The organism is Mesorhizobium sp. M8A.F.Ca.ET.202.01.1.1, from assembly GCF_004791595.1.
Taxonomy (GTDB): Bacteria; Pseudomonadota; Alphaproteobacteria; order Rhizobiales; family Rhizobiaceae; genus Mesorhizobium.
Window position 1 is genome coordinate 253,172 of record NZ_SRUN01000011.1, and the last position, 25,707, is coordinate 278,878.

Sequence of the window (25,707 nt, forward strand, 5' to 3'; positions counted from 1 at the left end):
CCACCAACTTGCCGAGACTTCTCGGTAGTTCCCATCCCCTGGCGAGCCCTTCTGGGACTACACGTCCCGCGTGCCGATATTTACTGGAATTCTATTGTATAGCGAGTCCCTAAAGATCCGGCTGCTGTGGTCGTCCGCCAAAGTTCTTCCCTGTGGCAATATGGACACAGTAAATTTGCCGGCTTGCTTGGCTGGACTCGCGGCTTCCAGGCCGGGTTGGAGTGTTGTATCAAGCCGTACTGCGGGAATACCAGCCGGGGCACAAGGAATATGACAGTTGCTTTAGCGAGAGCTAATATTTCAGGCTTGGCCGTAGGTATTGTCACTCTGTGGCTCATCCTGTCGGTCGCTGGACCCGCACTTGCCGAGGACGCGGCCAAGCCGGCCCAGCCCCAATCGGCCCCGCCCAAGCCGGCCGACGCCAATCCCTGGGCGGTGAACTGCTCCAGCGGCTCGGCGAACGCCGAGCTTCAATGCCAGCTGTCGCAGAACCTGACCGAAGCCAAGACAGGACAGCGCGTGCTCACCGTGACGGTGCGCCGCGACAATGCCAATGGCAGCCTTGCCATGCTGCTCGCTTTGCCGCACGGCCTGTTCCTGCCGTCCGGCGCCAGCTATCAGGTCGACCAGGGCCAGAAGACGACCATCGCCATCCAGACCAGCGACCAGAACGGCGCCTATGCCGCCACGCCGCTGCCGCCGGATCTGGTCAAGGCGATGAAATCGGGAACCAATCTGAACATCGGCATGGAATCCGTCACCCGCAAGCCGGTCACCATCCCGGTATCGCTGGCAGGCTTCACCGCCGCGCTTACCAAGCTGGAATCGATCAAGTAGCCCTTGTCGGCCGCTTGATTGTCCGCACCCTTAATGCTCCGTTGCCGGTTCGGGCATATGGAGAAATTTCATGACGGGCTTTGTCGACCGCCAGCGCGCCACGCATTTGATGGAACGCGCCGGCATCGCGGCGCTGGTGCTCTGCGCGCCCGAGGCCTTCCATTATGCGACCGGCGCGTCGATCGGCCCGGCCGGCCTGTTCCGGCGCGCCGGCGCCGGCTTCGTCGTCATCCCGGCCAGACAGGACCTGCCGATCGGCGTCGTGGTGGCGGACTTCAACGCCGCGCAGCTGCGGACCTCGGCGCCCGAAATGTTTGTGCGTTCGCACCCGATCTGGATCGAATCCGCGCCGGTCGAGACAGGGCCTGCCGGGCTTCCCCTGGCGGCGCGTATCGAGGCCGGCCTGGCTTCGCTCGATCGCTCGCCGGATTTCTCGCGGCCCGCCACCTTCGACCTCGCCGGCGCGGTGCGCCAGCTGCAAGCCATTCTCCTCGATTTCGGGCTGGAGCGCGCCACGCTCGGCCTCGACCTCGACTTCATTGCCGCCGCCGATTTTGCCGCCATCCAGGCACTGCTGCCGGATTGTCCCGTCGTCGACGGCTCACCCGTGCTGGACCGGCTGCGCGCCCTCAAGTCGCAGCGCGAGATCGACCTCCTGCGGCAAGGCATCCTCCTGTCCGAGGCCGGCCTGGAGCGGCTGCAGGTCGATGCCATGGCCGGCATGCGCCAGGGCGACCTCGTCGCGCTCTACCGGCAGGGCGTCGTCACGGCGGCGGCCGGGCTTTCGCATCCGGTCGCCACGGCCGAATATATGACGCTGGGTGCCCGGGCCAAGGGCGCCGAAGCCAGGGCCGTGGCTGGCGATCCGCTGAAATGCGACATGGTCTGCACGGTCGGCGGCTACGCCTCCGACATGTCGCGCAACTTCACCTTCGGCCCGCCCTCGGCGGACCAGGCGGAGCTGCACGCCATTGCCGAGCGCGCCTTCGAGAATGGCCTGGCCGAGCTGGTCCCCGGAAACACGCTAGCCCATATGCATCGCGTCGCCACCGACAGCCTGGCGCGGCAAGGCCTGCGCTCCTACCGCCGCGGCCATTTCGGCCACGGCGTCGGCCAATCGGTTTTTTCCGAACAATGGCCGTTCATCGCGGCCGGCAGCGATGTCGTGATCGAGCCAGGCATGGTGCTGGCCTTCGAGATCCCGCTCTACATCGACGGCCTCGCCAGTTTCAACCTGGAGGACCAGTTCCTGATCACGCCGGATGGACCGGTCGCCATGAACCGGCTGCCGAGGCGGCTGGAGAGAATTGGGTAGCGGTCCCTATCACCGTTGGCACTCTACGGCGCCCCCCTCTGCCCTGCCGGGCATCTCCCCCACGAGGGGGGAGATCGACTGTCGTAGCCGCCGTCGCCAATCTTCAACATGGCAAGAACAGGAGCCGGCGCCGAAGCCGCCAATCTCCCCACCCGTGGGGGAGATGGCCGGCAGGCCAGGGGGGGGCGCCGTAAAGCGCGAACGCCGATGCTTAGGCCCTTGGCTGCTAAGCACTCACCGGCGGCCGCCTGTCCTTCCAGGGCATCGCTTGCTCGAGCTGCACCGACGCCGCCAGCACTGTCGCCTCGTCGCCGTAGCGGCCGACGAGCTGCACACCGATCGGTACGCCGCCTTTCGACCAGCCGAGCGGCAGCGAGATCGCCGGCTGGCCTGAAATGTTGAACGGGAAGGCAAACACCGCGTCCGCCCATTTGGCGTTGTAGCGGTCGATGTCCGTCTCCGACATGTCGTAATAGCCGAACGGACGCGGCAATTGCGTCAAGGTGGGCGTGACGAAGAGATCGTAAGCATTGAGGTCACCGACAATGTCGCGGCCGACCTGCCTGAGCTGCTCGACATCGCAGATGTGCCTGATGCCGCTGGTGGCGCGGCCGCGCTGGATGATCGCCCAGGTCACCGCCTCGACATCGCCAGGCGTTGCCGGCCGGCCGATCACCGTTTCGAGATAGTCGAAGGTCGCCGCCGTCTGCACGCAGGTCATGTTGGTGTAGGTCGTCCACACGCCGTTGGCATCGAGCGGCATGTCGTGCTCCTCGACATCATGGCCAAGCCGCTCCAACGTCGCCACGGTCGCCAGCACCGCAGCCTTCACCTCCGGATCCATGGCCGTGCCGTTGGGCGGCGTGACGGTGAAGCCGATGCGCAATCTCTTCGGCGCGCTCGCCGACAGGCTGAGCCAGGACGCATCCGGCACCGGCGGCGTATAGGGCTCGCCGGGCAACGCGCCGGCGACGGCGTCGAGATAGGCCGCCGTGTCGCGCACCGTGCGCGAGCAGCAGAGAAAATAGGCGCCGCCATACCAATAGTCGCCGAATGGCGCGAGGCTGACGCGGCCACGCGACGGCTTCAGGCCCACAATGCCACAACAGGAGGCGGGAATGCGGATCGAGCCGGCGCCGTCGCTTGCTTCCGCGATCGGCACCATGCGCGAGGCGATGGCCGCCGCCGCGCCGCCGCTCGATCCACCGGGCGTGATGCCTTCCTTCCACGGGTTCTTCGTCGTGCCGTAGAGTTTTGGCTCCGTCGTGATCGACCAGCCGTTTTCGGGCGCGTTCGACTTGCCGACCAGCACCAGTCCCGCCGCCTTCATGCGGCGAACGACTTCGGTGTCGAAGTCGGCGACGACGTCTTTCAGATAGAGGCAGGAATTGGTGTTCGGCGCGCCTGTCCAGGAGGAGGCCAGTTCCTTGAGCAGGAATGGTACGCCGGCAAAGGGAGCCGATCTGTCGACTGTGCGCGCCTGCGCGCGCGCCATGTCGTAGAGGCGGTGGATGACCGCGTTGAGCGACGGATTCAACCGCTCGACCAGCGTGATCGCCGCCTCGACCAGCTCCGCCGGCGAAACCTGGCCGCCACGCACCAGCGCGGCCAGGTCAAGCGCGTCTGAGTCAGCGTAGGTTTTCAACAGACTGTCGGTGATCATGTCTCTCTCCCAATTCTCGACGCCAATTGCCGACGTTGACACTGCCCCTCATCCGCCTGCCGGCCCCTTCTCCCCGTATAGTGACGGGGAGAAGGGGCTGTCGCGATCGTCGGCACTCCTTCTGCAACGCTGGTGATTGGCGAAATCATCAGCGACCGCGTCTTTCTCCCCGTCACTATACGGGGAGAAATGCCCGGCAGGGCAATGAGGGGCTACGCGAACCTGAAACGATTGTCCTGTGGAGGCTCCAATCTTTGCCCTGGAAGTTCAGGCCGCGCCGGCGCCTCCTCCAGCGCCAGCGGCCGGATTGCATCAGCCCAGTTCTACCGTCCGCCCCAGCTCGATGCTCTGTTCGGCCGCGAGCACGATGCGCAGGCTGTTGACCGCCGCGTCCATCTGCTCGGTCAGATCGAGGTCCTCGCGGATAGCGCGCAGGAAGAAGGCCTGCTCGCGGTCGCACAATTCCTGATGGCCGGGCTCGTCTTCCATGCTGACGATCTCGTCCGGTTTCTTGAAATTCTTGTCGCCGTCGACCGCGGCATAGTGGATCTTCAGCGCATCGGTCTTGGTGTGGCGATCGATGTCGGCGGAGTTCGACACTTCAGCCTCGGAGGCGGTGCTGGCGGCTTGCCCGGCGACGATCGACACCGCACCCTTCGGCCCGACGACGTCCTTCACGAAATAGGCCGTCTCGCTCATCATCGGACCCCAGCCGGCCTCGTACCATCCGACCGAGCCGTCATCGAAGGTGACGTGGAGGTGGCCATAATTCTGCTTGTCGGCCTCTGCCCACAATTTGGCGCCGATGCCGTGCACGCGGACCGGCTTCGCGCCGGTCAGCTGGCACATGACGTCGACATAGTGCACGCCGCAATCGACGATCGGGATCAGCGAATCGATGAGGTTCTTGTGCCAGTGCCAGGCGCTGCCGCTGCTCTGCTGGTTGAGGTTGAGGCGCATCACCAGCGGCTTGCCCAGCGTCTTGCCGACCTCGATGAATTTGATCCACGAGGGATGGACGCGTAGGATATAGCCGAGCACCAGCTTGCGGTTTTTCGCCCGCGCGGCGGCCACCACCTTCTCGGCATCCTCGATATTGGTGGCGAGCGGCTTTTCCATGAACACATGGCAATTGGCCGCGATCGCCTTCAGCGCGTATTCGGCATGCGTGTTGGGCCAGCTGTTGATCGAGACGGCGTCCGGCTTCGTCTCCTTCAGCGCCAGGTCGAAATCCTCGTAGAGCGGATAGCCGGCAAGTTCGGCCGGGATTTTGGCGTTGCTCTTGATCGAGCGGCTCATGATGCCGACGATCTGAAAACCCTCGGAGCGGTGATAGGCGCTGGCGTGCGACGCGCCCATATTGCCCAGACCCACCACCAGCACTTTTACCTTGTCGGCCACATCAGCCTCCCAGTTCCTGATTGAATCGTGCGCGGCGCGCTGCCGCCCTTGTTGCTTCGTCCAGAGCAAATCACGCCAGGTTGGCGCCGCCCCTCATTGCCCTGCCGGGCATTTCTCCCCGTATAGTGACGGGGAGAAAGTAGCTGGCCGCAACGTTAGCGATTGGCGAAATCATCGACGCGAGCGCCCCTCTCCCCGTAACGGGGAGAGGATGCCGGCAGGCAGGTGAGGGGCGGCGCCGACTTCGGCAATGCCGGTGCTACTTGACCGCCGAATCGAACAGATGCGCTTTGATCTTCTCGACATCGAGCGCGGCGAAGCCTTCCGACAGTTTGACGCCGTCGGCATCGGCCTTGACCTTGGCCTTGTCGAAGCTGTTGGCCGCGGGAATGAGATCGTTGGTGCAGACATCCTCGGCCTTCACCGGGTTGGTGATCTGGCCGATCTTGTGGATCTCGTCGAAGAAGCCCTGCCAGCTCGCCATGTCGTGCGAACCCCAGCCGCCGCGCTTGTCCATGTCGCCGCGGAAGACGTTGATCTGCTGCAGGATCGACGTGGTGCCAAGTTCCGGCCCTAGATTCTTGGCCAGCGTCGGGAACTGCTCGAACACCGCCTCGACCGCCGCGCGCGGATTTTGATACCCGAACTCCAGGCCCATCGCCCAGCCGCGCAGGTATTTTTCCAGGAACGCCTTCTTGTCCGGATCGGCAAGATCGGCGGCGCGCACGACGAAGGTGTTCGCCGGCAGCTTGGAGTTCTTCACGCCGAGCCAGTATTCGAAGTCGAGGCCCTTGGCGATCCATTCGGCGCGCAAGCCTTCCCATGACAGCGCCGCGTCGCCCTGGCCGCCGGCCAGCGCGGTTCCCCAGGTCGGCCAGCCGGCCTCGACATATTTGACCTTCTTGATGTCGACGCCTTGCGCGGCCAGCAGCGGATCGGTGATCGACTGCCAGGCGGCGGAACCGAGCAGGATAGTCTTGCCTTCGAGCTTCTTCAGGTCATTCGAGCCCTCGCCCTTGCGGAAGGCGATGGAGAACGTGTCGCGCGCGCCCATGTGGAACACCGACTTCAGCTTCATGCCGTTCTGGATGGCGAAGGAGAACACGCCGGGCGAGGGAAAGCCCATGTCGGCCTGGCCGACATCGACGAACTTCACGGTTGCCGTGCCGTCGGACGGTCCCGGCTGCATGTCGGTGTCGAGCCCGTCGAAATAGCCGGCCTTCTTGGCCGCCCAGTAGGGATAATCGTCGAGCACTTCGAGCGTGCCGCGCGGCGAGATCCAGGTGAATTTTCCATAGGCCTCGGCTTTGGCCTTGAGGCCCGACGCGCCGAGCGCGGTTGCCGTCACCAACCCAGCGCCGGTGACCTGCAGGAACGTACGGCGGCTCATTCCCGCCTGGTGGATGAAATTGTCGTTGGTCATGGCATTCCCCTTTTTGTTTGATGTTGGTCAGTCGCCCGCCTCCGGGGCGCGGTCATTGCCCTCTGCTCAAGCCTCCCAGCTCGCCCATTTCTTGCCGATGAGGAAGAACAGCACGTAGATCAGGATGCCGAGCATCGACAGGATCAGCACCACGGCGAAGAATTGTGGCATCTGGATCATCGACGAATAGGTGGTGAGCCGGTTGCCGAGGCCGAAGCCGCCGCCCACCATCTCGGCGCCGACCGCGGTGAGCAGGCCGAAGATGGCGCCGATCATCAGCCCGACCAGGATCATCGGCAGCGCCATCGGCGCACGGATCTTCCAGAAGATCTGCAAGGTGCTGGCGCCGTAGGACCGTGCCAGCGCGATCTTGGCGCTGTCGACGCGGCGAAAGCCGGTGGCGGCGTTGATCATCACCATCGGCCCGGCGGCCAGCGCCACCGCGATGATGCGCGGCGTGTAGCCAAAGCCGAAGCGCAAGATGAGCAGCGGCACCAGCGCCAGCATCGGCGTGGTGACCAGCAGCAATATGTAGGGCGCGACGATCTTTTCCGCGAAGGGGAACTGGGTGATGACGGCGGCCAGCACCAGCCCGATCACCGCGCCGATGGCAAAGCCGGACACCAGCTCGACCAGCGTGTAGCCGAGATGCGGCGCGATCAGCGGAAACTCGTCGAACAGCGCATAGGCGATCGAACTCGGCGGCGGCATGATGTAGAGCGGCACATGAAACAGCCGCAGCGCCAGTTCGATGCCGCCGATGATGAAGACGGCGACGGCGACGATAGCCGCCACCTCTTTCCCGGACTTGATGCCGGGGCCGCTGGCGAAGGCCGAGAGGTTGGTCAGGCTGACGTCCTGTCCATCACCCGACTTGGCCTTGGAGAATTCCGGGATGGCGTCGCTCACGGCCTGATCCTCACGATCTCGGCGCTCGGGCGTTCCGGCGCCTTCGGCCTGGTGCGCTCACCGACAATGTCCATCTTGATCCGGTTGGTGAGGTCGAAAACCTCCTTCGTCGCCATGATCTCCAGCGAACGCGGCCGCGCGAACGGCACGCGATATTCCTTGGCGACTTTGCCCGGCCGCGCGCTCAGCACGACCACGCGGTCGGAGAGAAAAATCGCTTCCTCGATCGAGTGGGTGATGAAGACGATGGTGGTCTTGGTGTCGAGCCAGATCTCCTCGACCAGCCGGTTCATCTCCTCGCGGGTAAAACTGTCGAGCGCGCCGAACGGCTCATCCATCAGCAGCACCGAAGGCTTCAGTGCCAGCGCCCGCACGATTGCCGCGCGCTGCTGCATGCCGCCCGAAAGCTCGCGCGGGAACTTGCCGCCGAAACCATCGAGGCCGACGCGGTTCAGGAGGTGCGCGATCCAGGCGCGGTCGGGTTTTTCGCCCTTGATCTCGAAGGGAAAGCGGATGTTGGCGTCGAGATTGCGCCACGGCAGAAGGTTGGCTTCCTGGAAGACGATGCCGATATCGGGATGTGGCCCGGTGATCGCCTTGCCATCGAGCCGGATCTCGCCGCTGGTCAGCCTGTGCAGGCCCGACATCGACCACAGAAGGGTGGTCTTGCCGCAACCCGACGGGCCGACGATCGAGACGATTTCATTGGCCCTGACGTCGAGACTGCAGCGGTCCAGCGCCAGGAGGTCGCCGGACGCCGTGTGATAGATCTTGGTCGCTGCCTGCACGCCAAGCTTCGGCGTTGTTGCTTCGCCCGCGTTCATCCGCCCCTCGGAGATTGCGTGATGATCCAATAGGTCATCAGACTGCCAGAAATCAGTGTGTAACTATCCTACTTTGCTGTCAAGCACCGGTGGTGGTAAGCGTATCATCAAAATCGTAGATGTAAGTTATCCGATTGTTTTTGCGAAGTTTTCTTTGCCTTGAAATCCTTGTTGCTTTCCTACATAGTTAGAGAGGCGCACGCGGTGCCGTCCTTGCGGCACGCATTGGCTGCAACAGTGCCGGGCGCATGGAACGACGGCGTGCAAACATGATAAGAGGTCAGGTCGAAAACGGGCTAGGGAAGACCGCCTTCATGACCGAAGCTGCCAGCCATCCGATCGTGGACGAAGAAGGAGCCGGGGGCGAGCCCGTCCGGCGCATTCCCGACATCATCTCGCTCGTCAAGGATTCCTACGCGGAATTGCGCCCGGCCGAACGCCGCGTCGCCGATGTCGTGCTCGAAAATGTCAAATACGCGGTCGACGCCTCCAACGCGGCGCTGGCCCAGCGCGCCGGCGTCAGCGAGCCGACGGTGACACGTTTCTGCCGCGCCATCGGCTGCGAGGGCGTGCGCGACTTCAAGCTGAAGCTGGCACAGAGCCTCGTCGTCGGCGCGCTCTATCTGGACACCTCGCCGGCCAGGGAGGGCGACACCGGCATGCCGTTCTGGAACGCCGTGTTCGGCGAAGCGCGGCGGGCACTGCAGGAGGCCGAGCGGCAGCTCGATCCGGGTGAGCTGGAAAAGGCGGCCGAGCTGATCGCCCGGGCCCGCCAGGTCACCGTGTTCGGGCTCGGCGGCAGCTCTTCGGCGCTGGCGCAGGAGACGCAGTACCGGCTGTTTCGCTATGGCATCTCGATCAGCGCCCAATGCGACCCCTACCTGATGCGCATGACCGCCTCGACGCTGAAGCCCAGCGACCTGGTGATCGCCATCTCCGCGACCGGGCGAACCCGCGAAGTGATCGAGGCCGTCGAACTGGCCAAACACTACCGTGCCAACGCGATCGCCGTGACTGCGCCCGACACCGAGCTCGCCCGCGCCTGCGACGTCAGGCTGACGGTCGCCGTGCCCGAATATCCCGACACGCTGAAGCCGACCGCCTCGCGCTATGCCTTCCTGGCAATGATCGACCTTTTGGCGGTGGCCTCGGCCTACAAGCTCGACGGCTCCGCCCGCGAAACGGTCCGCCGCATCAAGTACAACGCCCAGATCCACCGCACGGGCAAGGAAATGGAGCCGCTCGGAGATTGATGAGGCGTTCTTCCTTCTCCCCTTGTGGGAGAAGGTGTCGCCGAAGGAGACGGATGAGGGGTGTTCCAGCTTGGCACCGACGGCACCCCGTGGCGCACCCCTCATCCGTCTCGGCGCTGCGCGCCGATCCACCTTCTCCCACAAGGGGAGAAGGAAGAAGAAAGAGGGAAGACATGCTCGAAATGGCACCGACGAAACAGGCAGCCGCATGGCTCGCATCCCTGGCGCAGGCGCTCGAATCCGGCGATGCGCTCGCCGCAAGCAACCTGTTCGTCGACGATTGCTACTGGCGCGACCTTCTGACCTTCACCTGGAACGTCACGACGATGGAAGGGCGCCAGGCCATCGCCGGCATGCTGAAGTCGACTTTGGCGACGACCCGGCCGACCGCGTGGCGGATTACCGGCGAAGCGGCCTCGGATGAAGGCACCATCGAAGCCTGGTTCACCTTCGAAACGGCTGTGGCCACGGGACAAGGCATCATGCGGCTAAGCGACGGCCGCTGCCGCACCCTGTTCACGGCGATGACCGACCTCAGGGGGTTCGAGGAGCGCAAGGGACCGGCGCGGCCGCTCGGCGTACGCCACAAGGCCGACCCCCAGCGCGAGACTTGGTCGGAGGCGCGGGCACGCGAGACGCGCGAGCTCGGCGTCTCGGAGCAGCCCTATTGCCTGGTCATCGGCGGCGGCCAGGGCGGCATCATGCTCGGCGCACGGCTGCGTCAGCTCGGCGTGCCCACCATTATTATCGAGAAGAATGCAAGGCCGGGCGATTCCTGGCGCAACCGCTACCGGACGCTCGTGCTGCACGACCCGGTCTGGTACGACCATCTGCCCTACATCCCGTTCCCCGACAACTGGCCCGTCTTCACGCCCAAGGACAAGATGGGCGACTGGCTGGAGATGTACACGCGCGTCATGGAGCTGAATTACTGGGTCGCCACCAGGTGCCTCAGCGCCAGTTACGACGAGGCGGAGAAAGAATGGACCGTGGTGGTCGATCGTGTCGGTCGTCAGATTACGCTGAAGCCGAAGCACATCGTCTTTGCCACCGGCGCCTACGGTCCGCCGCGCAAGATCGAGCTGCCCGGCGCGGACCAATTCAAGGGCGAGTTGCTGCATTCCAGCCAGTATGCCAGCGGCGAGAAATTCCGCGGCAAAAAGGTCGCCGTCATCGGAGCGGCCAGCTCCGGGCACGACGTCTGCGTCGATCTCTGGGAGAGCGGCGCCGACGTCACCATGATCCAGCGCTCGCCGACCACCGTGGTCAAGTCGGACACGCTGATGCAGGTCGGCTTCGAGATCTTTTCGGAGGACGCGCTGGCGCGCGGCATCACCACGGAAAAGGCCGACATGATCGTCGCCTCGACGCCATTCGCGCTGGTGCCCAAGGGCCAGCGCGCGCTCTACGACGTCATCCGCGCGCGCGACGCGGCCTTCTATGAGCGTCTCGCCGCCTCCGGCTTCGCGCTGGATTTCGGCGACGACGAAACCGGCCTGCTGATGAAGGCCTACCGCACCGGCTCGGGCTATTACATCGATGTCGGCGCCTCGGACCTGATCATCGACGGCAAGGTCGGCATCCGCAGCGGCGTCGCCATCAAATCACTGACGCCGAAAGGCATCCTGTTCGAGGACGGCAGCGAGCTCGAGGCCGACGCCATCGTCGCCTGCACCGGCTACCAGTCGATGAACGAGAATGTGGCGGCGCTTGTCTCGCGCGAAGTCGCCGACAAGGTCGGCCCGTGCTGGGGGCTCGGCTCCGGCGTCAAGGGCGACCCCGGCCCCTGGCAAGGCGAATTGCGCAACATGTGGAAACCGACCGCACAGGAAGCCCTATGGTTCCACGGCGGCAATCTGGCCCTGTCACGGTTTTATTCGAAATATGTCGCGCTGCAGATCAAAGCGAGGATGGAGGGGATCGATACGCCGGTTTATGGCAAGCCTAGTAACGCTGGGCAGTGAAGCTGCTGATCTCCCCCTCGTGGGGGAGATGGCCGGCAGGCCAGAGGGGGGCGCTGTCCCGCCGGCCTCTCAGCCGATTGCAATTGCGCTTGGCACAGGTTCTTTGCAGGTCGCAGGATGGCCAGGGTTTGCGTTCCTTCGCGCCCCCCTCTGCCCTGCCGGGCATCTCCCCCACGAGGGGGGAGATTGGCTGATCATTCATGCCGGTGCCCGAAATGCCGGGCCGCCACCTCGACATGCGTATGTCGCGCATGCGCCGCGAAACGCTCGGTTTCGCCGACATCGTTGACCGCTTCGTTCGGCCACCAGGTGCCGCCGATGACGATGCCTTCCGATACCAGCCGCTGATCGGCGGTGAGCGAGGCGCCAACCGCATCGACGAAGGTGAAGCGGCCTGGGCGTTGCCGCAGCACGGCGACGTCGCCGACGGTACCGACCGCCAGCGTGCCGAGGTCCGGCCGGGCGATCGCCCGCGCCGGCGCTTGCGTCGCCGCGCGCAAGACCTCGGCCACCGGCATGCCGAGCGCCATCAGCTTCGACATGCAGACCAGAATGTCGAAGGCCGGCCCGTCGACGCAGTAGAGATGCACGTCGCTCGAAATGACGTCGGGCGCCAGCCCTTCGGCCAGCATCGCGCGCGCGACGTCGAAGTCGAACGAGCCCATACCGTGGCCGAGATCGAAGATGACGCCGCGCTCGCGCGCCAGCCGCATGTCGGGCCGCACCATGCCGGAAGCGAAGACCGGCGCGTTGGGAAACGGCCGGAAGCAATGGGTGAGGATGTCGCCCCGGCGCAGGCGCGGCAGCACTTCGGAGCGGCCGGGTGGCGGCTCATCTATATGCGCCATCAGCGGCAGTCCGGCTTTGTCGGCGGCCTCCAGCGCCAGATCCACCGGCGCGATGCCGCTGGTGCCGCCTGCATGCTTGCCGGAGCGGACCTTGACGCCGACCACGACGTCGGCGTGCTCGCGCGCCGCGGCCACCACCTCGCGCGGCTCGCAAAGCCGGAGATCGCTGCATTCGCCGACCGACACCGTCTGCGAGAAGCCGAAAATGCCGGCAAAGGAAATGTTGACATAGGCCAGGATGCGCACCTTCGAGCGCTCCATGACATGGCGGCGGAAGCCGAGAAAATTGCCCGCACCGGCGCTGCCGGCATCGATGAAGGTGGTGGTTCCGCTTTTCGCTGCGAGCCGGTCGGCATCGACGCCGAGCGAGGTGCCGCCCCAATAGACGTGGCTGTGCAGGTCGACGAGGCCGGGCGCGACGATGCAACCGGTCGCATCGACCACCTGCGCGGCGCTGGTCACGGGGATGTCGGCGTCGACCGCGGCGACACGGCCATTGGCGATAGCGACATCGCGCGGCGCGTCGATGCCGGACGCCGGATCGATCAGCCGTCCGCCCTTCAGCAGGAGGTCGAATTGCATGGAGATGCCTCCGCCTTGTTGCTTCGTCTTTCAGGCCGGCCTGTACGCGACGGCCTCGACCTCGATCTTGATGTCGATCATCAGCCGCGATTCGACCGTCGTGCGCGCCGGCGGATTTTTGGGAAAATGCCTGGCATAGACCGCGTTGAAGGCGCCGAAGTCGCGCGCGTCTTCCAGCCAGACAGTGGTCTTGACCACGTCGTCCATCGTGCAGCCGGCCAGCGCCAGCGCGGCCTTGACGTTGGCGAGCACCTGCTCGGTCTGTTCCGTGATGCCACCCTTGACCACGATGCCGTCGCCGCCGACCGGAACCTGGCCCGAGATAAAGACGAAATCGCCGGCCCGCACGGCGGGCGACAGCGGCACGTGGGACGTTCCAAAAGTCTGCTTGGGCACGGGATGGCTCCTCCGATGACGCGGCGAGGCACCGAGGCGGCACCCGCTTTGGGGGAGATTTACCGCGATCGGGGCGATCCCGATAGGGGCCTTGTTGGAAAGCAACATTCTTCGAAATCCGTGTTGCTTTATTACAGAAGCGCTTGCATCGTACGCGCTTGCCGGACGGGCTCGACGCCACGACGGACAGACGCCCTTGCGAGACGGAGACCCCGACAATGACCTTCGACAAGAACCCGTTTCCTTCAGGCGACGCCGACCGCCACGCGCTGTGGGAGATGCTGGTGCGGCGCGACATCGACGCCTTCATCGGCCAGGACTGGTCCATGGTCGAGAACGACTTCGTCGCCGAAAGCTTCTTTGGCATGCACGCGCATTTCCTGGCCAACGCCGATGCCTGGCGGCTGCAATTCCCCAGGCTGGAAATCTATCGCGACGAGTGGCTGCGCCAGGCCAAGGAGACGGCGGCGACCAAATTCGCCGAGCCGCTGCGCGAGGCGCTGTTTCGCGTCACCAATCTGCGCGACATCGATGTCGACGGCGACCGCGCCGTGCTGCACAAGAAGTTCGACGGCAGCGTCGCCAAGGCGGATGGCAGCGTCGACCGGCTGAAATGGCAGACGCTGTATTTCTGTCGGAAGGTCGGGGCGAACTGGAAGATATCAGGCTTCGTCGGCTACATGCCCTATCCGCTGGGCGGCTAGCCGATCAGTAAAGCGTGACGAAGGCCGGGAACATCACGCCGGTCTCCCGCAAATACTCGATAAGCTCGATGGCCGGGAAGATGGCGAGGAAATAGAGTCCGTCAAAGAAGGTGCGCCGCAGCGCGCGCGTCGAGAACTGCAGCTCGTCATTGTCGCGGTAGAGCAGCGGGTTCGGCCAGAACCGGGGCGTCGCCTTGATATAGGCTGTATAGGCCGCGCCGAACTTGCCCAGGAGATATTCGGCTTCCTTGCGCGCCGTGACGCGGAAGATGAGGAAGCTGGCAACGCCAAGGGCGGCGGCGGCCACCAGCGAGCCGTAGAGCAGGCCGATGCCGACCGCGCCGACCGTCGAGAAGAAGTAGAGCGGGTTCTGGCTCATCGAGAACGGTCCCGTCGAAACCAGCTCCTCATTCTTCTTGCCGCCGACATAGAGGATGCTCCACAGCCGGCCGACGACGCAGATCAGCACCAGGCAGAAGCCGACCAGTTCGAGCGTTTCGTGCCCATCCGAGCCTTCGCTGAGCGCCGGTTTGGTCAGGAACAGGAGCAGCACCGCCAGCGCCGCCGCGATGCGGATGAAAATCAGCCGCTTGCGCTGATCGAAAGCCTTCGAAACCGGCTTGAGGGAGGCGTAGGTCATTCGTGTTTCCTGGGGCGCTCCGTGCGAGCCCGGCCACTGGGGCACGCCATTGATGGCGGATACAAGGCGCTCGCCCTCTATCAGCGCACCGCGAGGCTTTCGTAAAGGCCTTTTGCGTCAACGACAGCGATCCTTACGAATTTGTATGCCAGCGGACAGGCTGGGGTGAAGCCGCTTGCCTATTGTCCGGATGCCGGATCGCCACCGCAACCATCGACATCGGGATATCTGCCATGCTCGCGCTTCCCACCGCACCAAACCAAAACAGGGTTCCCGACGTCACTGTCGATTTCTGGCTGATCAAGCTGATGGCCGTCACCATGGGCGAGACGGCGGCCGACTATCTCGCCGTCAATCTCGGGCTCGGACTGACCGTCACCTCGCTGATCATGACCGGCGTCCTCGTCATCGCCCTTGTCGCCCAGTTCGCGCAGAAGCGCTACGTGCCCTGGGCCTACTGGCTGGCGGTGGTGCTGATCAGCGTCGTCGGCACGCTGATCACCGACAATCTCGTCGACACGTTCGGCGTGCGCCTGCAGACCACCACGATTGCCTTTTCCGTGGTGCTCGCGGCGACGTTCGCGGTCTGGTACGCAGCCGAACGGACGCTGTCGATCCACACCATCTTCACGACCCGGCGCGAGATCTTCTACTGGCTGGCGATCCTCTTCACCTTCTCGCTCGGCACCGCCGCCGGCGATCTGGTCGCCGAGAGCTTCGACATGGGCTATCTGACCACGGGCCTGCTGTTCGGCGGCGTCATCGCGCTCATCGCTCTCGCCTACTATCTGCTCCGTCTGGACGGCATCCTGGCCTTCTGGCTCGCCTACATCCTGACGCGGCCGCTTGGCGCGTCCTTCGGCGATTGGCTGTCGCAGCCCGTCGAATATGGCGGCCTCGGCTTCGGCACCACCTTCACCAGCCTGGTCTTCCTCGGCTGCATCGTCGCCCTGGTTCTCTACATGACGCTGAGAAAGAATGCCGACGAGCTCGACGAGATGTTGCTGGACTCGGATTGAACCCAGGCGGCGAGCGCCGCGGGATCGGCCAGCATCACCGCGGTCCTAGGAACCAACCCGTGCCGGTGATAGCCTGCCCCCGACATCGGCAATCAACCGGAACAGCGATGCGACTTCTTCTTGTCGAGGACGACCAAAGGACGGCCGATTACGTCGTCAGGGGGCTGACCGAGGCCGGCCATGTCTGCGACCTCCTGCGCGACGGTCATGACGCGCTTTTCGCGGCGACCAGCGGCGGCTACGACGTGATCATCGCCGACCGGATGATCCCCGGTCTCGATGGCCTGTCGATGGTCAAGGCGGTTCGCGCCGCGGGCGTGCGCACGCCGGCGATCTTCCTCACCTCCGTCGGCGGCATCGACGACCGCGTCGAGGGCCTCGAGGCCGGCGGCGACGACTATCTGGTCAAGCCCTTCGCCTTTTCCGAGCTGCTCGCCCGCATCAATGCGCTCGGCCGGCGGCCGGCGGCGCAGGAGCAGAAGACGGTGTTGAAGGTTGCCGACCTGGAGATGGACCTCATCATGCGGCGCGTCGTCAGGCAGGGCCAGCCGATCGACCTGCAGCCGAGGGAGTTCAGCCTGCTGGAGGTGCTGATGCGCGGCGAGGGCCGCGTCATCACCCGCACCATGCTTCTGGAGCGCGTCTGGGATTTTCATTTCGATCCCAAGACCAGTGTCGTCGAAACCCATATCAGCCGGTTGCGGGCCAAGGTCGACAAGCCGTTCGAAACCCAGCTCATCCATACCATCCGCAACACCGGCTACAGTCTGCACGCGCCGCTTTCCGCATGACGGAGGCATGGACCCGCCTGCTGCGCAGCACGCCGTTCCGGCTCGCCCTGACGTTCGCCTTCCTGTTCATGCTGGCCTTCGTGCTGGCGGGCGCGATCGTCTACCAGATGATGAGCGCCGATCTCGCCGAGCAGCTTGACGACACCATCAAGGAAACCTACGCCGTCATCGCCTCAGCCTATTCCGACAGCGATCCCAAGGAGCTGGTCGAGACCGTGGAGAGCCACGCCACGCTCAGCCCGAAGAAGGAGCAGCTGTTTTCGCTGACCGACGCGGCCGGTAACCGCCTGGCCGGCAACTTCACCGCGGCCGGGCTTCCCGACGGCTTCTCGATGTTCGGCGCCGAGATGCCTGGCCTGCCCGCTGGGACCGAATATCGCGCCTACTCCGGTTCGGTCGGCGCCAACACCTTGACCGTCGCCTTCAGCCTCTCCGAGACGGAGGAGCTGGAAACGATCATGCTGATGAGCTTCGGCTGGGCGACCCTGATCATCACCGGCCTGGCCGTCACCGGCGGCGCCCTGCTCGCCTCGCGCGTCCAGCGCCGTCTCGACGGCATTGCCGCCACCATGGTTGACGTCTCGCATGGCCGGCTGGATACCCGCATACCGCTGACCGGCAAGGACGACGACATCGACATCGTCTCCAGCCAGGTCAATGCCGCGCTCGATCGCCTGTCGGCGCTGGTCGAAGGCATGAAGCAGGTCAGCGCCGACATCGCGCACGATTTGAAGACGCCGCTCAACCGGTTGCAGATGATCCTGGAGAGCGCCGCCGACAAGGCCGCGCGGCGCCAGGACGTCTCCGACGATCTCGCCGACGCGCGTTCCGAAGGCCACCAGATCAACGAGACCTTCGATGCGCTGCTGCGGATCGCCCAGATCGAGGCCGGCGCGCGCAAGGCGCGCTTCACCGATGTCGATCTCGGCGAGATCCTGCGGACCATTGCCGAGATCTACACCGATGTGGCCGAGGATGACGGGAAGGTGCTGTCGCCCACGCAGCTGAACGAAATGGTGGACCGGGTCCATGGCGATCGCGAACTGCTGACGCAGATGGTCGCCAATCTGGTGGAGAACACGCTGCGCCATTGCCCGGCCGGCACCTCGATCGAACTGGCGGTGACGCGTCGGGGTGACCGCGTCCTTGCCAGCGTTGCCGACAACGGCCCCGGCATTCCCGCCGGCGAGCGCGAAAAAGTGTTTCAGCGGCTCTACCGGCTGGACCACAGCCGATCGACGCCAGGCAGCGGCCTTGGCCTCAGCCTCGTCCGGGCCATCGCCGATCTGCACGGCGCGACCATCGCGCTTGAGGACCGTAAGCCTGGCCTTGCCGTGGTGGTGAGTTTTCCCGTAGCTACGGCTTAGCCGACAAATTGCCGGTGCTGGCCAGGCCAGCTTGGGTTCCTCGCCCCCGCTTTGGCTACGCTATGAACACATCTTCTGTGACTGACGTGATCGGCCCGAGGCTTGATTGCCACGTGGTTCCCCCAATCCGTCGCTGCTTCGCAGCGCCACCTTTCCCCCCTCCGGAGGGAAAGGAAGGGAGCGTTGCTGGACGCGCGTTGACGGCTAAAAAGGCCTGGCGCCTTTCCTCTCCCCCGTCGATCGGGGGAGAGGTGGCTCGGCGAAGCCGAGACGGAGTGGGGGTCGACCAGCGCGGCACAAGACAATTCACGCGCTAAGCCGTCATGCCACGCGATCGCCGCTACCAGCCGCCCGGAAATGCGCGCATGCTTAGCGCCTCTGGCGGGAGCGAGGAGCCCGAGTCCTGAGTACTCACCTGTCGATCCGCGTCGACAGGATGATCGACGACGACGTCCGTTCGACCCCCTCCATGGCGCCGATCTGGTCGAGGAGCGTGTCGAGGTCGCGGATCGACGGCGCGTCGACGATGACGATCATGTCGAAATTGCCGCTGACGGAGTGCAGTGTCCTGACCGGCGGCAGCGCCTGCAGGGCGCGCACCACTTTGTCGGCGAGCTTGGGCGTGACGGTGAGCAGCACATGTGCCCTGACTAGCCCCTGCTCATAGTCCGGCGACAGCCTGACGCCATAGCCCGTGATGATGCCGCGCTGCTCCAGCCGCTCGATCCGGCTTTGCACCGTCGTGCGCGACACGCCGAGCTGGCGCGCCAGTTCGGCCGTCGAGGCGCGCGCGTTGGCGCGCAGCAGCGAAAGCAGGGCCTGTTCGGCATCACTGAGCATTTCGACGAATCCTTTCGGCAATTCGACAAAAGATAGGGTTCACATTGCAGGATTCCACGCTTCCTTTCGACAGGCAAGCTGCGATGATTCCGGCAAACGCGGATCGCAGGGGAATTTGACCATGAACAAAATCGTTATCGTCGGGGCCGGCAAGATCGGCTCGACCATCGCCGAAATGCTTGCTGAAACGGGCGACTACCAGGTCACCCTCGTCGACCGCTCGGCGGCACAGCTCACTGCTGCCGAGGTGCCCGATAGCGTCGAGACGCTCGAACTCGACATCGCGGCGGTCGGTGCGCTCGAGGCGGCGCTCACCGGCAAGTTCGCGGTGCTGAGCGCCGCCCCCTTCCATCTCACCACGCGCATCGCCGAGGCGGCGGCCAGCGCCGGCGTGCATTATCTCGACCTCACCGAGGATGTCGTCTCGACCAGGCGCGTCAAGGAACTGGCCCGTTCCGCCAAGAGCGCCTTCATCCCGCAATGCGGGCTGGCGCCGGGCTTCATCTCGATCGTCGCCAACGACCTCGCCAGCCGCTTCGACACGCTGGAAAGCGTGCGCATGCGCGTCGGCGCGCTGCCGCAATACCCGTCCAACGCGCTGAACTACAATCTGACCTGGAGCACCGACGGCGTCATCAACGAATATTGCGAGCCTTGCGAGGCGATCGTCGAAGGCGAGCTGGTCGAAGTGCCGCCGCTGGAAGAGCGCGAGGAGTTCTCGCTCGACGGCGTCACCTACGAGGCGTTCAACACCTCCGGCGGGCTCGGCACCTTGGCCGAGACGCTGAAGGGCAAGGTGCGCACGCTGAACTACCGCACCATCCGCTATCCCGGCCATGCCGCGATCATGAAGGCGCTGCTCAACGATCTCGGCCTGCGCCATCGCCGCGACGTGTTGAAGGACATTTTCGAAAGTGCTTTGCCGGCGACGCTGCAGGACGTGGTCATCGTCTTCGTCACCGTCAGTGGCCGCAGACAAGGCCGTCTGCTGCAGGAGACCTACGCCAACAAGATCTACTCCAGGCGGGTCGGCCAGACGGTGCGCAGCGCCATCCAGATCACCACGGCTTCCGGAATCTGCGCCGTGCTCGACATGCTGGCTGACGGCTCGCTGCCGGGGACAGGCTTCGTCAAGCAGGAGGAGATCGCGCTCGACGCCTTCCTCGCCAACCGCTTCGGCCGCGCCTATGCCCAGCACGATATGGTAAGCCGGCTGGCGGGGTGAAGAGCGCCAGCCTTTCTTCCTTCTCCCACAAGGGGAGAAGGAAAGACCAACGCCGCGCTCAAATATGCAGCGCGTGCCCCAGCGCCTTCAGCGCCGCTTCCTGGAACCCCTCGCCCTGCGTCGGGTGGGCATGGATCGTTCCGGCGATGTCCTCCAGCCGCGCTCCCATTTCCAGCGCCAGCCCAAACGCCGCCGACAGTTCCGACACGCCCTGGCCGACCGCCTGGATGCCGAGCACCAGGTGATTGTCGGCGCGCGCCACGACGCGGACGAACCCGTCTTCGCCGAGCTTGGTCATCGCGCGGCCATTGGCGGCGAAGGGGAACATGCCGATCTTGACCTCGCCCTGGCCCTTGGCCTCTTCCGGCGACAGGCCCGCCGTCACCAGCTCGGGATCGGTGAAGCAGACGGCGGGGATCGAGCGCTTGTCCCAGTTGCGCTTGTGGCCGGCGACGATCTCGGCAACCATCTCGCCCTGCGCCATTGCCCGGTGCGCCAGCATCGGCTCGCCGGTGACGTCGCCGATGGCGAAGACGCCGCGCATCGAGGTGCGGCACTGGTCGTCGATCCTGATGAATTTTCCGGCCGTGTCGAGATCGATCTGCTCGAGCCCCCAGCCCTCGGTCACCGGCTTGCGGCCGACCGTCACCAGGATCTTGTCCGCGGCGACCTTGCCGCTCTTGCCGTCGGATGTCTCGACCAGCAGCGCGTCGCCCTTCGTCGACAGGCCCCTGGCCTTGGCGCCTGTCATCACCTCAATGCCGAGCGCGGCGAGCCGTTTGACCACGGGCCCGGTCAGTTCCGAATCATACTGCGCCAGCACGCGCGGCAGGGCTTCGACCACGGTCACCTCGGCGCCCATCTTGGCAAAGGCCATGCCGAGCTCCAGCCCGATATAGCCGCCACCGACGACCGCGAGTTTCTTGGGCACTTCGCTCAGCGCCAGGGCTTCCGTGGAGGAAATGACAGGCCCGCCAAACGGAAGGAAAGACAGTTCGACCGGCGCCGAGCCCGTCGCGATGACGATCGTCTCGGCCCGGATCACCTGGCTTCCCGTCTCGGTCTCGACCTCGACGGTCTTGCCGTCGCGAAAGGTCGCCCAGCCCTGCACGGTCTTCACCCCGGCTTTCTTGAGCAGGCCGGCAACGCCGCTGTTGAGCCGGCTGACGATCCCGTCCTTCCAGGCCACGGTCCTGGCGAGATCGAGCACCGGTGCCGTGACCGAAATGCCGAGCGGGCTCTTGCCGCCGGCCATGTGCGCGACCTTCTCGAACTCCTCCGCCGCGTGGATCAGGGCCTTTGAGGGGATGCAGCCGACATTGAGGCAGGTGCCGCCGGGCTTGCCGGCCTCGACGATCACCGTATCGACGCCGAGCTGACCGGCACGAATGGCGCAGACATAGCCGCCCGGACCGGCGCCGATGACGAGCAGCTTGCAGGAGATTTCTTTCATGATGTGACCCTTCGACCCGAGGGAATGCTCCGTCGAGATTCTTCACGCCCCCCTCTGTCCTGCCGGACATCTCCCCCACGAGGGGGGAGATTGGCAGCTTCGTCGCTTCGCTCATTCTTGCGATGATAGAGATTGGCGAAACCCGGCGTGACGTCCCATCTCCCCCCTTGTGGGGGAGATGCCTGGCAAGGCAGAGGGGGGCGCTGTCCCGCAGTCATCTCGGTCATTCCGCCGCCCCTCTAATCCACGAAAATCAGCGCCGGCGTTTCCAGCAGCGCCTTGATCCGCTGCACGAACACCGCCGCGTCCCAGCCGTCGATGACGCGGTGGTCGAAGCTCGACGACAGGTTCATCATCTTGCGCGGGATGAACTGTGTGCCGTCCCACACGGGCCGCACCATCATCTTGTTGACGCCGATGATCGCGACCTCCGGATGATTGATGACCGGCGTGGTCGCCACGCCGCCCATGGCGCCGAGCGAGGTGATGGTGATGGTCGACCCGGACAGGTCGTCACGGGTCGCAGTGCCCGACTTGGCCGCCTCGGCCAGCCTGGCGACCTCGGCGCCGCAATCCCAGATGTCGCGCGCCTCGGCATGCTTGACGACAGGCACCACCAGCCCCGACGGCGTCTGCGCGGCGATGCCGATATGGATGCCGCCATGCTGGTGGATGATGCCGGCCTCGTCGTCGAACAGCGAATTGAGTTGAGGCTGGTCCGCGATGGCCTTGACCATCGCCCGCATCAGGAACGGCAGCAGCGTCAGCTTGGGCCTCTCCGCGCCTCCCTTGGCCGGCCGCTTTTCCTTGTTGAGCGCGGCGCGCAATTCCTCCAACGGGGTGACGTCGATCTCCTCGACATAGGTGATGTGCGGGATGCGCGACTTGGACAGCGTCATCTTCTCGGCGATCTTTCGCCGCAGGCCGACCAGTTTGATGTCCTCGATCGCATCGTTGCTGGCGAGACCCGATGTCTTGGCCAGTTGCGGCCCGCGCGCCAGGAACGCCTCGATGTCTTCGTGGCCGATGCGGCCGGCGGGGCCGCTTCCGGTAACCTGCCTGAGATCGATGCCGGCCTCTTTCGCCCGCAAGCGGACGGCTGGCGACGCCAGCGGCTTCTCGCCTTCCGGGCGCGGCGCGCCGGCAGAGGCCCGTGCAGTGGTCTTCTCGGCAGGCGATGCGGGTTTCACCGGTGCCTCGGCGGGTTTTGCCACCTTGGGCGACGGTGCGGTTTCGGGTTTCGGGCTCGGCAGCTTGGCGGGCGCTTCGGCCTCTGCGGTTGGTTCCGCTTCTTTGCCGGCGGCCTTCACATTGCCCTCGCCCGCCACCTTCAGCCGCACGATTGGCGAACCGATCGCCACCGTGTCGCCGATCTCCGCGCCCAGCCACAGGATCTCGCCATCGACCGGCGACGGGATTTCGACCGTCGCCTTGTCGGTCATGACAGCGGCAAGCACCGTGTCCTCGCGCACGATGTCGCCGATCTTCACATGCCATTCGACGAGTTCCGCCTCGGCGACGCCCTCGCCGACATCGGGCAGCTTGATGATGTGTTCGCCCATCTCAGGCCTCCCTAAGCTTCCAATGTTTCGATGAGGGCACGGCCGACGCGCGCGGGCCCCGGAAAATACTCCCACTCCTGCGCGTGCGGATAGGGCGTGTCCCAGCCGGCGACGCGGGCCACCGGCGCCTCCAGTTGGTAGAAGCAGTTTTCCTGCACCAGCGCCGAGAGTTCGGCGCCGAAACCGGAGGTCAGCGTCGCCTCGTGCACGACGACGCAACGTCCGGTCTTCTTCACCGAGGCCACGATCGTGTCGAGGTCGAGCGGCAGCAGCGTCCTGAGATCGATGATCTCGGCGTCGATGCCGGTTTCCGCGGCCGCGGCCTGGGCGACATAGACCATGGTGCCGTAGGCGAGCACCGTGACAGCCGTACCCGCCCTGCGGATCGCCGCCTTGCCGAGCGGCACGGTATAATGGCCGTCGGCGACCTCGCCGAGCTCGTGCTTCGACCATGGCGTCACCGGCCGATCGTGATGGCCGTCGAACGGACCGTTGTAGAGCCGCTTCGGCTCGAGGAAGATCACCGGGTCGGGGTCCTCGATCGCCGCGATCAGCAGGCCCTTGGCGTCATGCGGATTGGACGGCACCACCGTCTTCAGGCCCGACACATGGGTGAACAGCGCTTCCGGGCTCTGGCTGTGCGTCTGGCCTCCGAAGATGCCGCCGCCCGTCGGCATGCGCACCACGATCGGGCAAGTGAAGTCGCCATTGGAGCGATAACGCAGCCGCGCCGCTTCCTGGGTCAGCTGGTCGTAGGCCGGATACATGTAGTCGGCAAACTGAATTTCGACGCACGGCTTCAGGCCATAGGCGGCCATGCCGATGGCCGAGCCGACAATGCCCGATTCGTTGATCGGCGCGTCGAAGCACCGGCTCTTGCCGTACTTTGCCTGCAGGCCTTGGGTGCAGCGGAAGACGCCGCCGAAGAAGCCGACATCCTCGCCGAACACGACGACTTTGCTGTCGCGCTCCATCGACACGTCCATGGCGTCGCGAATGGCCTCGATCATGGTCCGTCTTGGCATGGGTCAGACTCCCGCCTGCTGGCGTTGGTGTCTGAGATGGGGCGGCATCTCGGCGAACACGCCCTCGAACATCTCGCGCGTCGACGGCTTGCCGCCGGCATGCAGCGTGCCGTGGCTTTCCGCCTCCTTCTGCGCCGCGATGACCGTGTCGAGGATTTCGGCCTCGGCCTGCGCGTGCCGCTCGTCCGACCAGACGCCGAGCTTGATGAGATGGTTCTTCAGCCGCATGACTGGGTCGCCGAGCGGCCAGGCGTCGGACTCGGTCTTCGGCCGGTAGGCGGAGGGGTCGTCCGAACTGGAATGGGCGCCGGCGCGGTAGGTGACGTATTCGACCAGCGTCGGTCCGAGATTGCTGCGGGCCCGCTCGGCTGCCCACTTGGCTACCGCGTGGACGGCGAGATAGTCGTTGCCGTCGACGCGCAGCGACGGGATGCCGAAGCCGAGCCCGCGCGCCGCGAAGGTGCCCGAGCCACCGCGCGCAATGCCCTGGAAGGTCGAGATCGCCCACTGGTTGTTGACGACGTTGAGCACCACCGGCGCCTTGTAGGTGGAAGCGAACACCAGCGCCGAATGGAAATCCGATTCCGCCGTCGAGCCGTCGCCGATCCAGGCCGCGGCGATGCGCGAATCGTTCGAGATCGCCGAGGCCATCGCCCAGCCGACCGCCTGGATATACTGCGTCGCCAGATTGCCGGAGATGGAGAAGAAGCCGTGCTCCTTCGACGAATACATGATCGGCAGCTGCCGGCCCTTCAGCGGGTCGGCCTCGTTGGAATAGATCTGGTTCATCATCGTGACCATCGGATAGCCGTCGGCGATCAGCAGTCCGGCCTGCCGATAGGTCGGAAAATTCATGTCGCCGGGCGCCAGCGCCTTGCGGAAGGCGCAGCTCACCGCTTCTTCACCGAGATGCTGCATGTAGAAGGACGTCTTGCCTTGCCTCTGCGCCATCTGCATGCGCGCATCGAAGGTCCGCAGCGTCATCATGTTGCGCAGGCCTTCCAGCAATTCCTCGCTGGAAAGCAGCCCGGCCCACGGCCCGACCGCCTCGCCATCGCGGTTGAGCACGCGGATGATCGAGAAGGCCATGTCGCGGATGGTGCGTGGATCGACATCGATGTCGGGGCGCGGCACCGAGCCGGCCCCGGCGATGGTCACGTTGGAGAAATCAGGCGTGCCGCCCGGCCGCACTTCCGGCTCCGGAACGTGGAACCGCAACATCCCAGCATCGGCCATGACCTCAGATCCTCCAATGTTGCCTGGGTGCGGATATTTGCACATCCGTGCCTCCAGGCCAGTGCGAATTCGCCCGGCAAGCCCTTCGGCATCGGTTCCGGCCACGCCGGCCGATCCGGCCTCCCGCGCTCAAGATGAAGATATGTCCGCGAAATTTCTTGTCGATGTTGAGCGGCGGCACGCAATTTGGCGAATGGTTGCGGGCAGGTTGCCGCAAGAGGAGGTATTTTTAGAAGGCGGGGCCAGAAGCGACCTTCCTTCTCCCCTTGTGGGAGAAGGTGGATCGGCGCGTCAGCGCCGAGACGGATGAGCAACTGTGTTTTCAGGCTTTGTCTGGATACCAGGGTTGGTTGTGTCGAAGCATGGCGCTGAGGATGGTCATAATCTTTCGGGCCACGGCGACGATGGCGACCTTTGGTTGCTTACCGTT

Annotated in this window: 22 protein-coding genes and 1 pseudogene; 9 read left to right on the top strand and 14 right to left on the bottom strand. The window is 65.0% G+C overall.

Annotated elements, in window-relative coordinates; genetic code table 11:
* Nucleotides 1-306 precede the first annotated feature (306 nt).
* The gene (locus EN845_RS23745; RefSeq protein WP_245511790.1) at nt 307-837 is read left to right on the top strand and encodes an invasion associated locus B family protein; all 531 of its coding nucleotides are present in this window, start codon (nt 307-309) and stop codon (nt 835-837) included.
* Between the two features lie 70 nt (nt 838-907).
* On the top strand, nt 908-2,152 hold the full coding sequence (locus tag EN845_RS23750; RefSeq protein WP_135907122.1) for a Xaa-Pro peptidase family protein: 1,245 nt from the start codon (nt 908-910) through the stop codon (nt 2,150-2,152).
* A 226-nt stretch (nt 2,153-2,378) separates the two neighbouring features.
* Here the strand turns inward: EN845_RS23750 and EN845_RS23760 are convergent, their stop codons facing one another.
* The 5 genes from EN845_RS23760 to EN845_RS23790 all read right to left on the bottom strand — a co-directional run bounded on the left by EN845_RS23760 (nt 2,379) and on the right by EN845_RS23790 (nt 8,372).
* Entirely contained in the window at nt 2,379-3,815 is a 1,437-nt protein-coding gene (locus EN845_RS23760; RefSeq protein ID WP_127872739.1) for an amidase, read from the bottom strand.
* 312 nt (nt 3,816-4,127) lie between these two features.
* Entirely contained in the window at nt 4,128-5,216 is a 1,089-nt protein-coding gene (locus tag EN845_RS23770) for a Gfo/Idh/MocA family oxidoreductase (protein ID WP_127872738.1), read from the bottom strand.
* Between the two features lie 259 nt (nt 5,217-5,475).
* Entirely contained in the window at nt 5,476-6,639 is a 1,164-nt protein-coding gene (locus tag EN845_RS23780) for an ABC transporter substrate-binding protein (RefSeq protein ID WP_127872737.1), read from the bottom strand.
* 66 nt (nt 6,640-6,705) lie between these two features.
* Nucleotides 6,706-7,548 (bottom strand): ABC transporter permease, encoded by an 843-nt coding sequence (locus EN845_RS23785; RefSeq protein WP_127872736.1) that lies wholly within the window; start codon nt 7,546-7,548, stop codon nt 6,706-6,708.
* Nucleotides 7,545-8,372, bottom strand: a complete 828-nt coding sequence (locus EN845_RS23790) for an ABC transporter ATP-binding protein (RefSeq protein ID WP_127872735.1) — start codon at nt 8,370-8,372, stop codon at nt 7,545-7,547. Before EN845_RS23790 ends, EN845_RS23785 begins: the two co-directional genes overlap by 4 nt.
* 314 nt (nt 8,373-8,686) lie before the next feature.
* Here EN845_RS23790 and EN845_RS23795 point away from each other — a divergent pair, with 314 nt between their 5' ends.
* Entirely contained in the window at nt 8,687-9,625 is a 939-nt protein-coding gene (locus EN845_RS23795) for a MurR/RpiR family transcriptional regulator (RefSeq protein ID WP_127872734.1), read from the top strand.
* A 173-nt stretch (nt 9,626-9,798) separates the two neighbouring features.
* Nucleotides 9,799-11,589 carry an NAD(P)/FAD-dependent oxidoreductase gene (locus EN845_RS23800; protein ID WP_127873601.1) on the top strand — a complete coding sequence of 597 codons (1,791 nt, stop codon included), beginning with the start codon at nt 9,799-9,801 and terminating at the stop codon, nt 11,587-11,589.
* A gap of 194 nt (nt 11,590-11,783) precedes the next feature.
* Here EN845_RS23800 and EN845_RS23805 read toward each other — a convergent pair whose 3' ends face one another.
* Nucleotides 11,784-13,019, bottom strand: a complete 1,236-nt coding sequence (locus EN845_RS23805) for an amidohydrolase/deacetylase family metallohydrolase (RefSeq protein WP_127873602.1) — start codon at nt 13,017-13,019, stop codon at nt 11,784-11,786.
* A gap of 30 nt (nt 13,020-13,049) precedes the next feature.
* The gene (locus tag EN845_RS23810; RefSeq protein ID WP_127873603.1) at nt 13,050-13,415 is read right to left on the bottom strand and encodes a RidA family protein; all 366 of its coding nucleotides are present in this window, start codon (nt 13,413-13,415) and stop codon (nt 13,050-13,052) included.
* A 218-nt stretch (nt 13,416-13,633) separates the two neighbouring features.
* On the opposite strand from EN845_RS23810, the gene EN845_RS23815 reads away from it, so the two are divergent.
* On the top strand, nt 13,634-14,119 hold the full coding sequence (locus EN845_RS23815) for a hypothetical protein (protein ID WP_127873604.1): 486 nt from the start codon (nt 13,634-13,636) through the stop codon (nt 14,117-14,119).
* A gap of 4 nt (nt 14,120-14,123) precedes the next feature.
* Here EN845_RS23815 and EN845_RS23820 read toward each other — a convergent pair whose 3' ends face one another.
* On the bottom strand, nt 14,124-14,759 hold the full coding sequence (locus EN845_RS23820) for an isoprenylcysteine carboxylmethyltransferase family protein (RefSeq protein ID WP_127278164.1): 636 nt from the start codon (nt 14,757-14,759) through the stop codon (nt 14,124-14,126).
* Between the two features lie 233 nt (nt 14,760-14,992).
* On the opposite strand from EN845_RS23820, the gene EN845_RS23825 reads away from it, so the two are divergent.
* The 3 genes from EN845_RS23825 to EN845_RS23835 all read left to right on the top strand — a co-directional run bounded on the left by EN845_RS23825 (nt 14,993) and on the right by EN845_RS23835 (nt 17,936).
* Nucleotides 14,993-15,778 carry a hypothetical protein gene (locus EN845_RS23825; protein ID WP_127873605.1) on the top strand — a complete coding sequence of 262 codons (786 nt, stop codon included), beginning with the start codon at nt 14,993-14,995 and terminating at the stop codon, nt 15,776-15,778.
* 107 nt (nt 15,779-15,885) lie between these two features.
* Nucleotides 15,886-16,569: a winged helix-turn-helix domain-containing protein gene (locus EN845_RS23830; RefSeq protein ID WP_127873606.1), complete on the top strand. Its 684-nt coding sequence runs from the start codon at nt 15,886-15,888 to the stop codon at nt 16,567-16,569.
* Nucleotides 16,566-17,936: an ATP-binding protein gene (locus EN845_RS23835; protein WP_127873607.1), complete on the top strand. Its 1,371-nt coding sequence runs from the start codon at nt 16,566-16,568 to the stop codon at nt 17,934-17,936. Before EN845_RS23830 ends, EN845_RS23835 begins: the two co-directional genes overlap by 4 nt.
* 411 nt (nt 17,937-18,347) lie before the next feature.
* Here EN845_RS23835 and EN845_RS23840 read toward each other — a convergent pair whose 3' ends face one another.
* Nucleotides 18,348-18,776 (bottom strand): Lrp/AsnC family transcriptional regulator, encoded by a 429-nt coding sequence (locus EN845_RS23840; RefSeq protein WP_127278168.1) that lies wholly within the window; start codon nt 18,774-18,776, stop codon nt 18,348-18,350.
* Nucleotides 18,777-18,897: 121 nt separating this feature from the next.
* Between EN845_RS23840 and EN845_RS23845 the strand changes: the two genes are divergently transcribed.
* A complete protein-coding gene (locus tag EN845_RS23845; RefSeq protein WP_127873608.1) occupies nt 18,898-20,001 on the top strand; it encodes a saccharopine dehydrogenase family protein in 1,104 nt (367 codons plus the stop codon).
* Nucleotides 20,002-20,059: 58 nt separating this feature from the next.
* Here the strand turns inward: EN845_RS23845 and lpdA are convergent, their stop codons facing one another.
* From lpdA to EN845_RS36145, 5 genes and pseudogenes are all read right to left on the bottom strand, one after another.
* Nucleotides 20,060-21,454, bottom strand: coding sequence for a dihydrolipoyl dehydrogenase (lpdA, locus tag EN845_RS23850; protein WP_127873609.1), 1,395 nt, complete (start codon nt 21,452-21,454; stop codon nt 20,060-20,062).
* Nucleotides 21,455-21,693: 239 nt separating this feature from the next.
* On the bottom strand, nt 21,694-23,016 hold the full coding sequence (locus tag EN845_RS23860; protein ID WP_127873610.1) for a dihydrolipoamide acetyltransferase family protein: 1,323 nt from the start codon (nt 23,014-23,016) through the stop codon (nt 21,694-21,696).
* Between the two features lie 11 nt (nt 23,017-23,027).
* Nucleotides 23,028-24,041: an alpha-ketoacid dehydrogenase subunit beta gene (locus EN845_RS23865; RefSeq protein ID WP_127873611.1), complete on the bottom strand. Its 1,014-nt coding sequence runs from the start codon at nt 24,039-24,041 to the stop codon at nt 23,028-23,030.
* 3 nt (nt 24,042-24,044) lie between these two features.
* A complete protein-coding gene (locus tag EN845_RS23870; RefSeq protein WP_127873612.1) occupies nt 24,045-25,277 on the bottom strand; it encodes a 3-methyl-2-oxobutanoate dehydrogenase (2-methylpropanoyl-transferring) subunit alpha in 1,233 nt (410 codons plus the stop codon).
* A 322-nt stretch (nt 25,278-25,599) separates the two neighbouring features.
* A pseudogene (locus EN845_RS36145) lies at nt 25,600-25,707 on the bottom strand (IS110 family transposase); the annotation flags it as partial.

What these genes read in the sequence shown, in the direction of transcription:
- EN845_RS23790 (WP_127872735.1), bottom strand. Translation starts at nt 8,372, where the DNA reads ATGAACGCGGGCGAAGCAACAACGCCGAAGCTTGGCGTGCAGGCAGCG.
- lpdA (WP_127873609.1), bottom strand. Translation starts at nt 21,454, where the DNA reads ATGAAAGAAATCTCCTGCAAGCTGCTCGTCATCGGCGCCGGTCCGGGC.
- EN845_RS23830 (WP_127873606.1), top strand. Translation starts at nt 15,886, where the DNA reads ATGCGACTTCTTCTTGTCGAGGACGACCAAAGGACGGCCGATTACGTC.
- EN845_RS23840 (WP_127278168.1), bottom strand. Translation starts at nt 18,776, where the DNA reads ATGCTCAGTGATGCCGAACAGGCCCTGCTTTCGCTGCTGCGCGCCAAC.
- EN845_RS23795 (WP_127872734.1), top strand. Translation starts at nt 8,687, where the DNA reads ATGACCGAAGCTGCCAGCCATCCGATCGTGGACGAAGAAGGAGCCGGG.
- EN845_RS23870 (WP_127873612.1), bottom strand. Translation starts at nt 25,277, where the DNA reads ATGGCCGATGCTGGGATGTTGCGGTTCCACGTTCCGGAGCCGGAAGTG.
- EN845_RS23825 (WP_127873605.1), top strand. Translation starts at nt 14,993, where the DNA reads ATGCTCGCGCTTCCCACCGCACCAAACCAAAACAGGGTTCCCGACGTC.
- EN845_RS23835 (WP_127873607.1), top strand. Translation starts at nt 16,566, where the DNA reads ATGACGGAGGCATGGACCCGCCTGCTGCGCAGCACGCCGTTCCGGCTC.
- EN845_RS23750 (WP_135907122.1), top strand. Translation starts at nt 908, where the DNA reads ATGACGGGCTTTGTCGACCGCCAGCGCGCCACGCATTTGATGGAACGC.
- EN845_RS23815 (WP_127873604.1), top strand. Translation starts at nt 13,634, where the DNA reads ATGACCTTCGACAAGAACCCGTTTCCTTCAGGCGACGCCGACCGCCAC.
- EN845_RS23800 (WP_127873601.1), top strand. Translation starts at nt 9,799, where the DNA reads ATGCTCGAAATGGCACCGACGAAACAGGCAGCCGCATGGCTCGCATCC.
- EN845_RS23845 (WP_127873608.1), top strand. Translation starts at nt 18,898, where the DNA reads ATGAACAAAATCGTTATCGTCGGGGCCGGCAAGATCGGCTCGACCATC.
- EN845_RS23760 (WP_127872739.1), bottom strand. Translation starts at nt 3,815, where the DNA reads ATGATCACCGACAGTCTGTTGAAAACCTACGCTGACTCAGACGCGCTT.
- EN845_RS23780 (WP_127872737.1), bottom strand. Translation starts at nt 6,639, where the DNA reads ATGACCAACGACAATTTCATCCACCAGGCGGGAATGAGCCGCCGTACG.
- EN845_RS23805 (WP_127873602.1), bottom strand. Translation starts at nt 13,019, where the DNA reads ATGCAATTCGACCTCCTGCTGAAGGGCGGACGGCTGATCGATCCGGCG.
- EN845_RS23860 (WP_127873610.1), bottom strand. Translation starts at nt 23,016, where the DNA reads ATGGGCGAACACATCATCAAGCTGCCCGATGTCGGCGAGGGCGTCGCC.
- EN845_RS23865 (WP_127873611.1), bottom strand. Translation starts at nt 24,041, where the DNA reads ATGCCAAGACGGACCATGATCGAGGCCATTCGCGACGCCATGGACGTG.
- EN845_RS23820 (WP_127278164.1), bottom strand. Translation starts at nt 14,759, where the DNA reads ATGACCTACGCCTCCCTCAAGCCGGTTTCGAAGGCTTTCGATCAGCGC.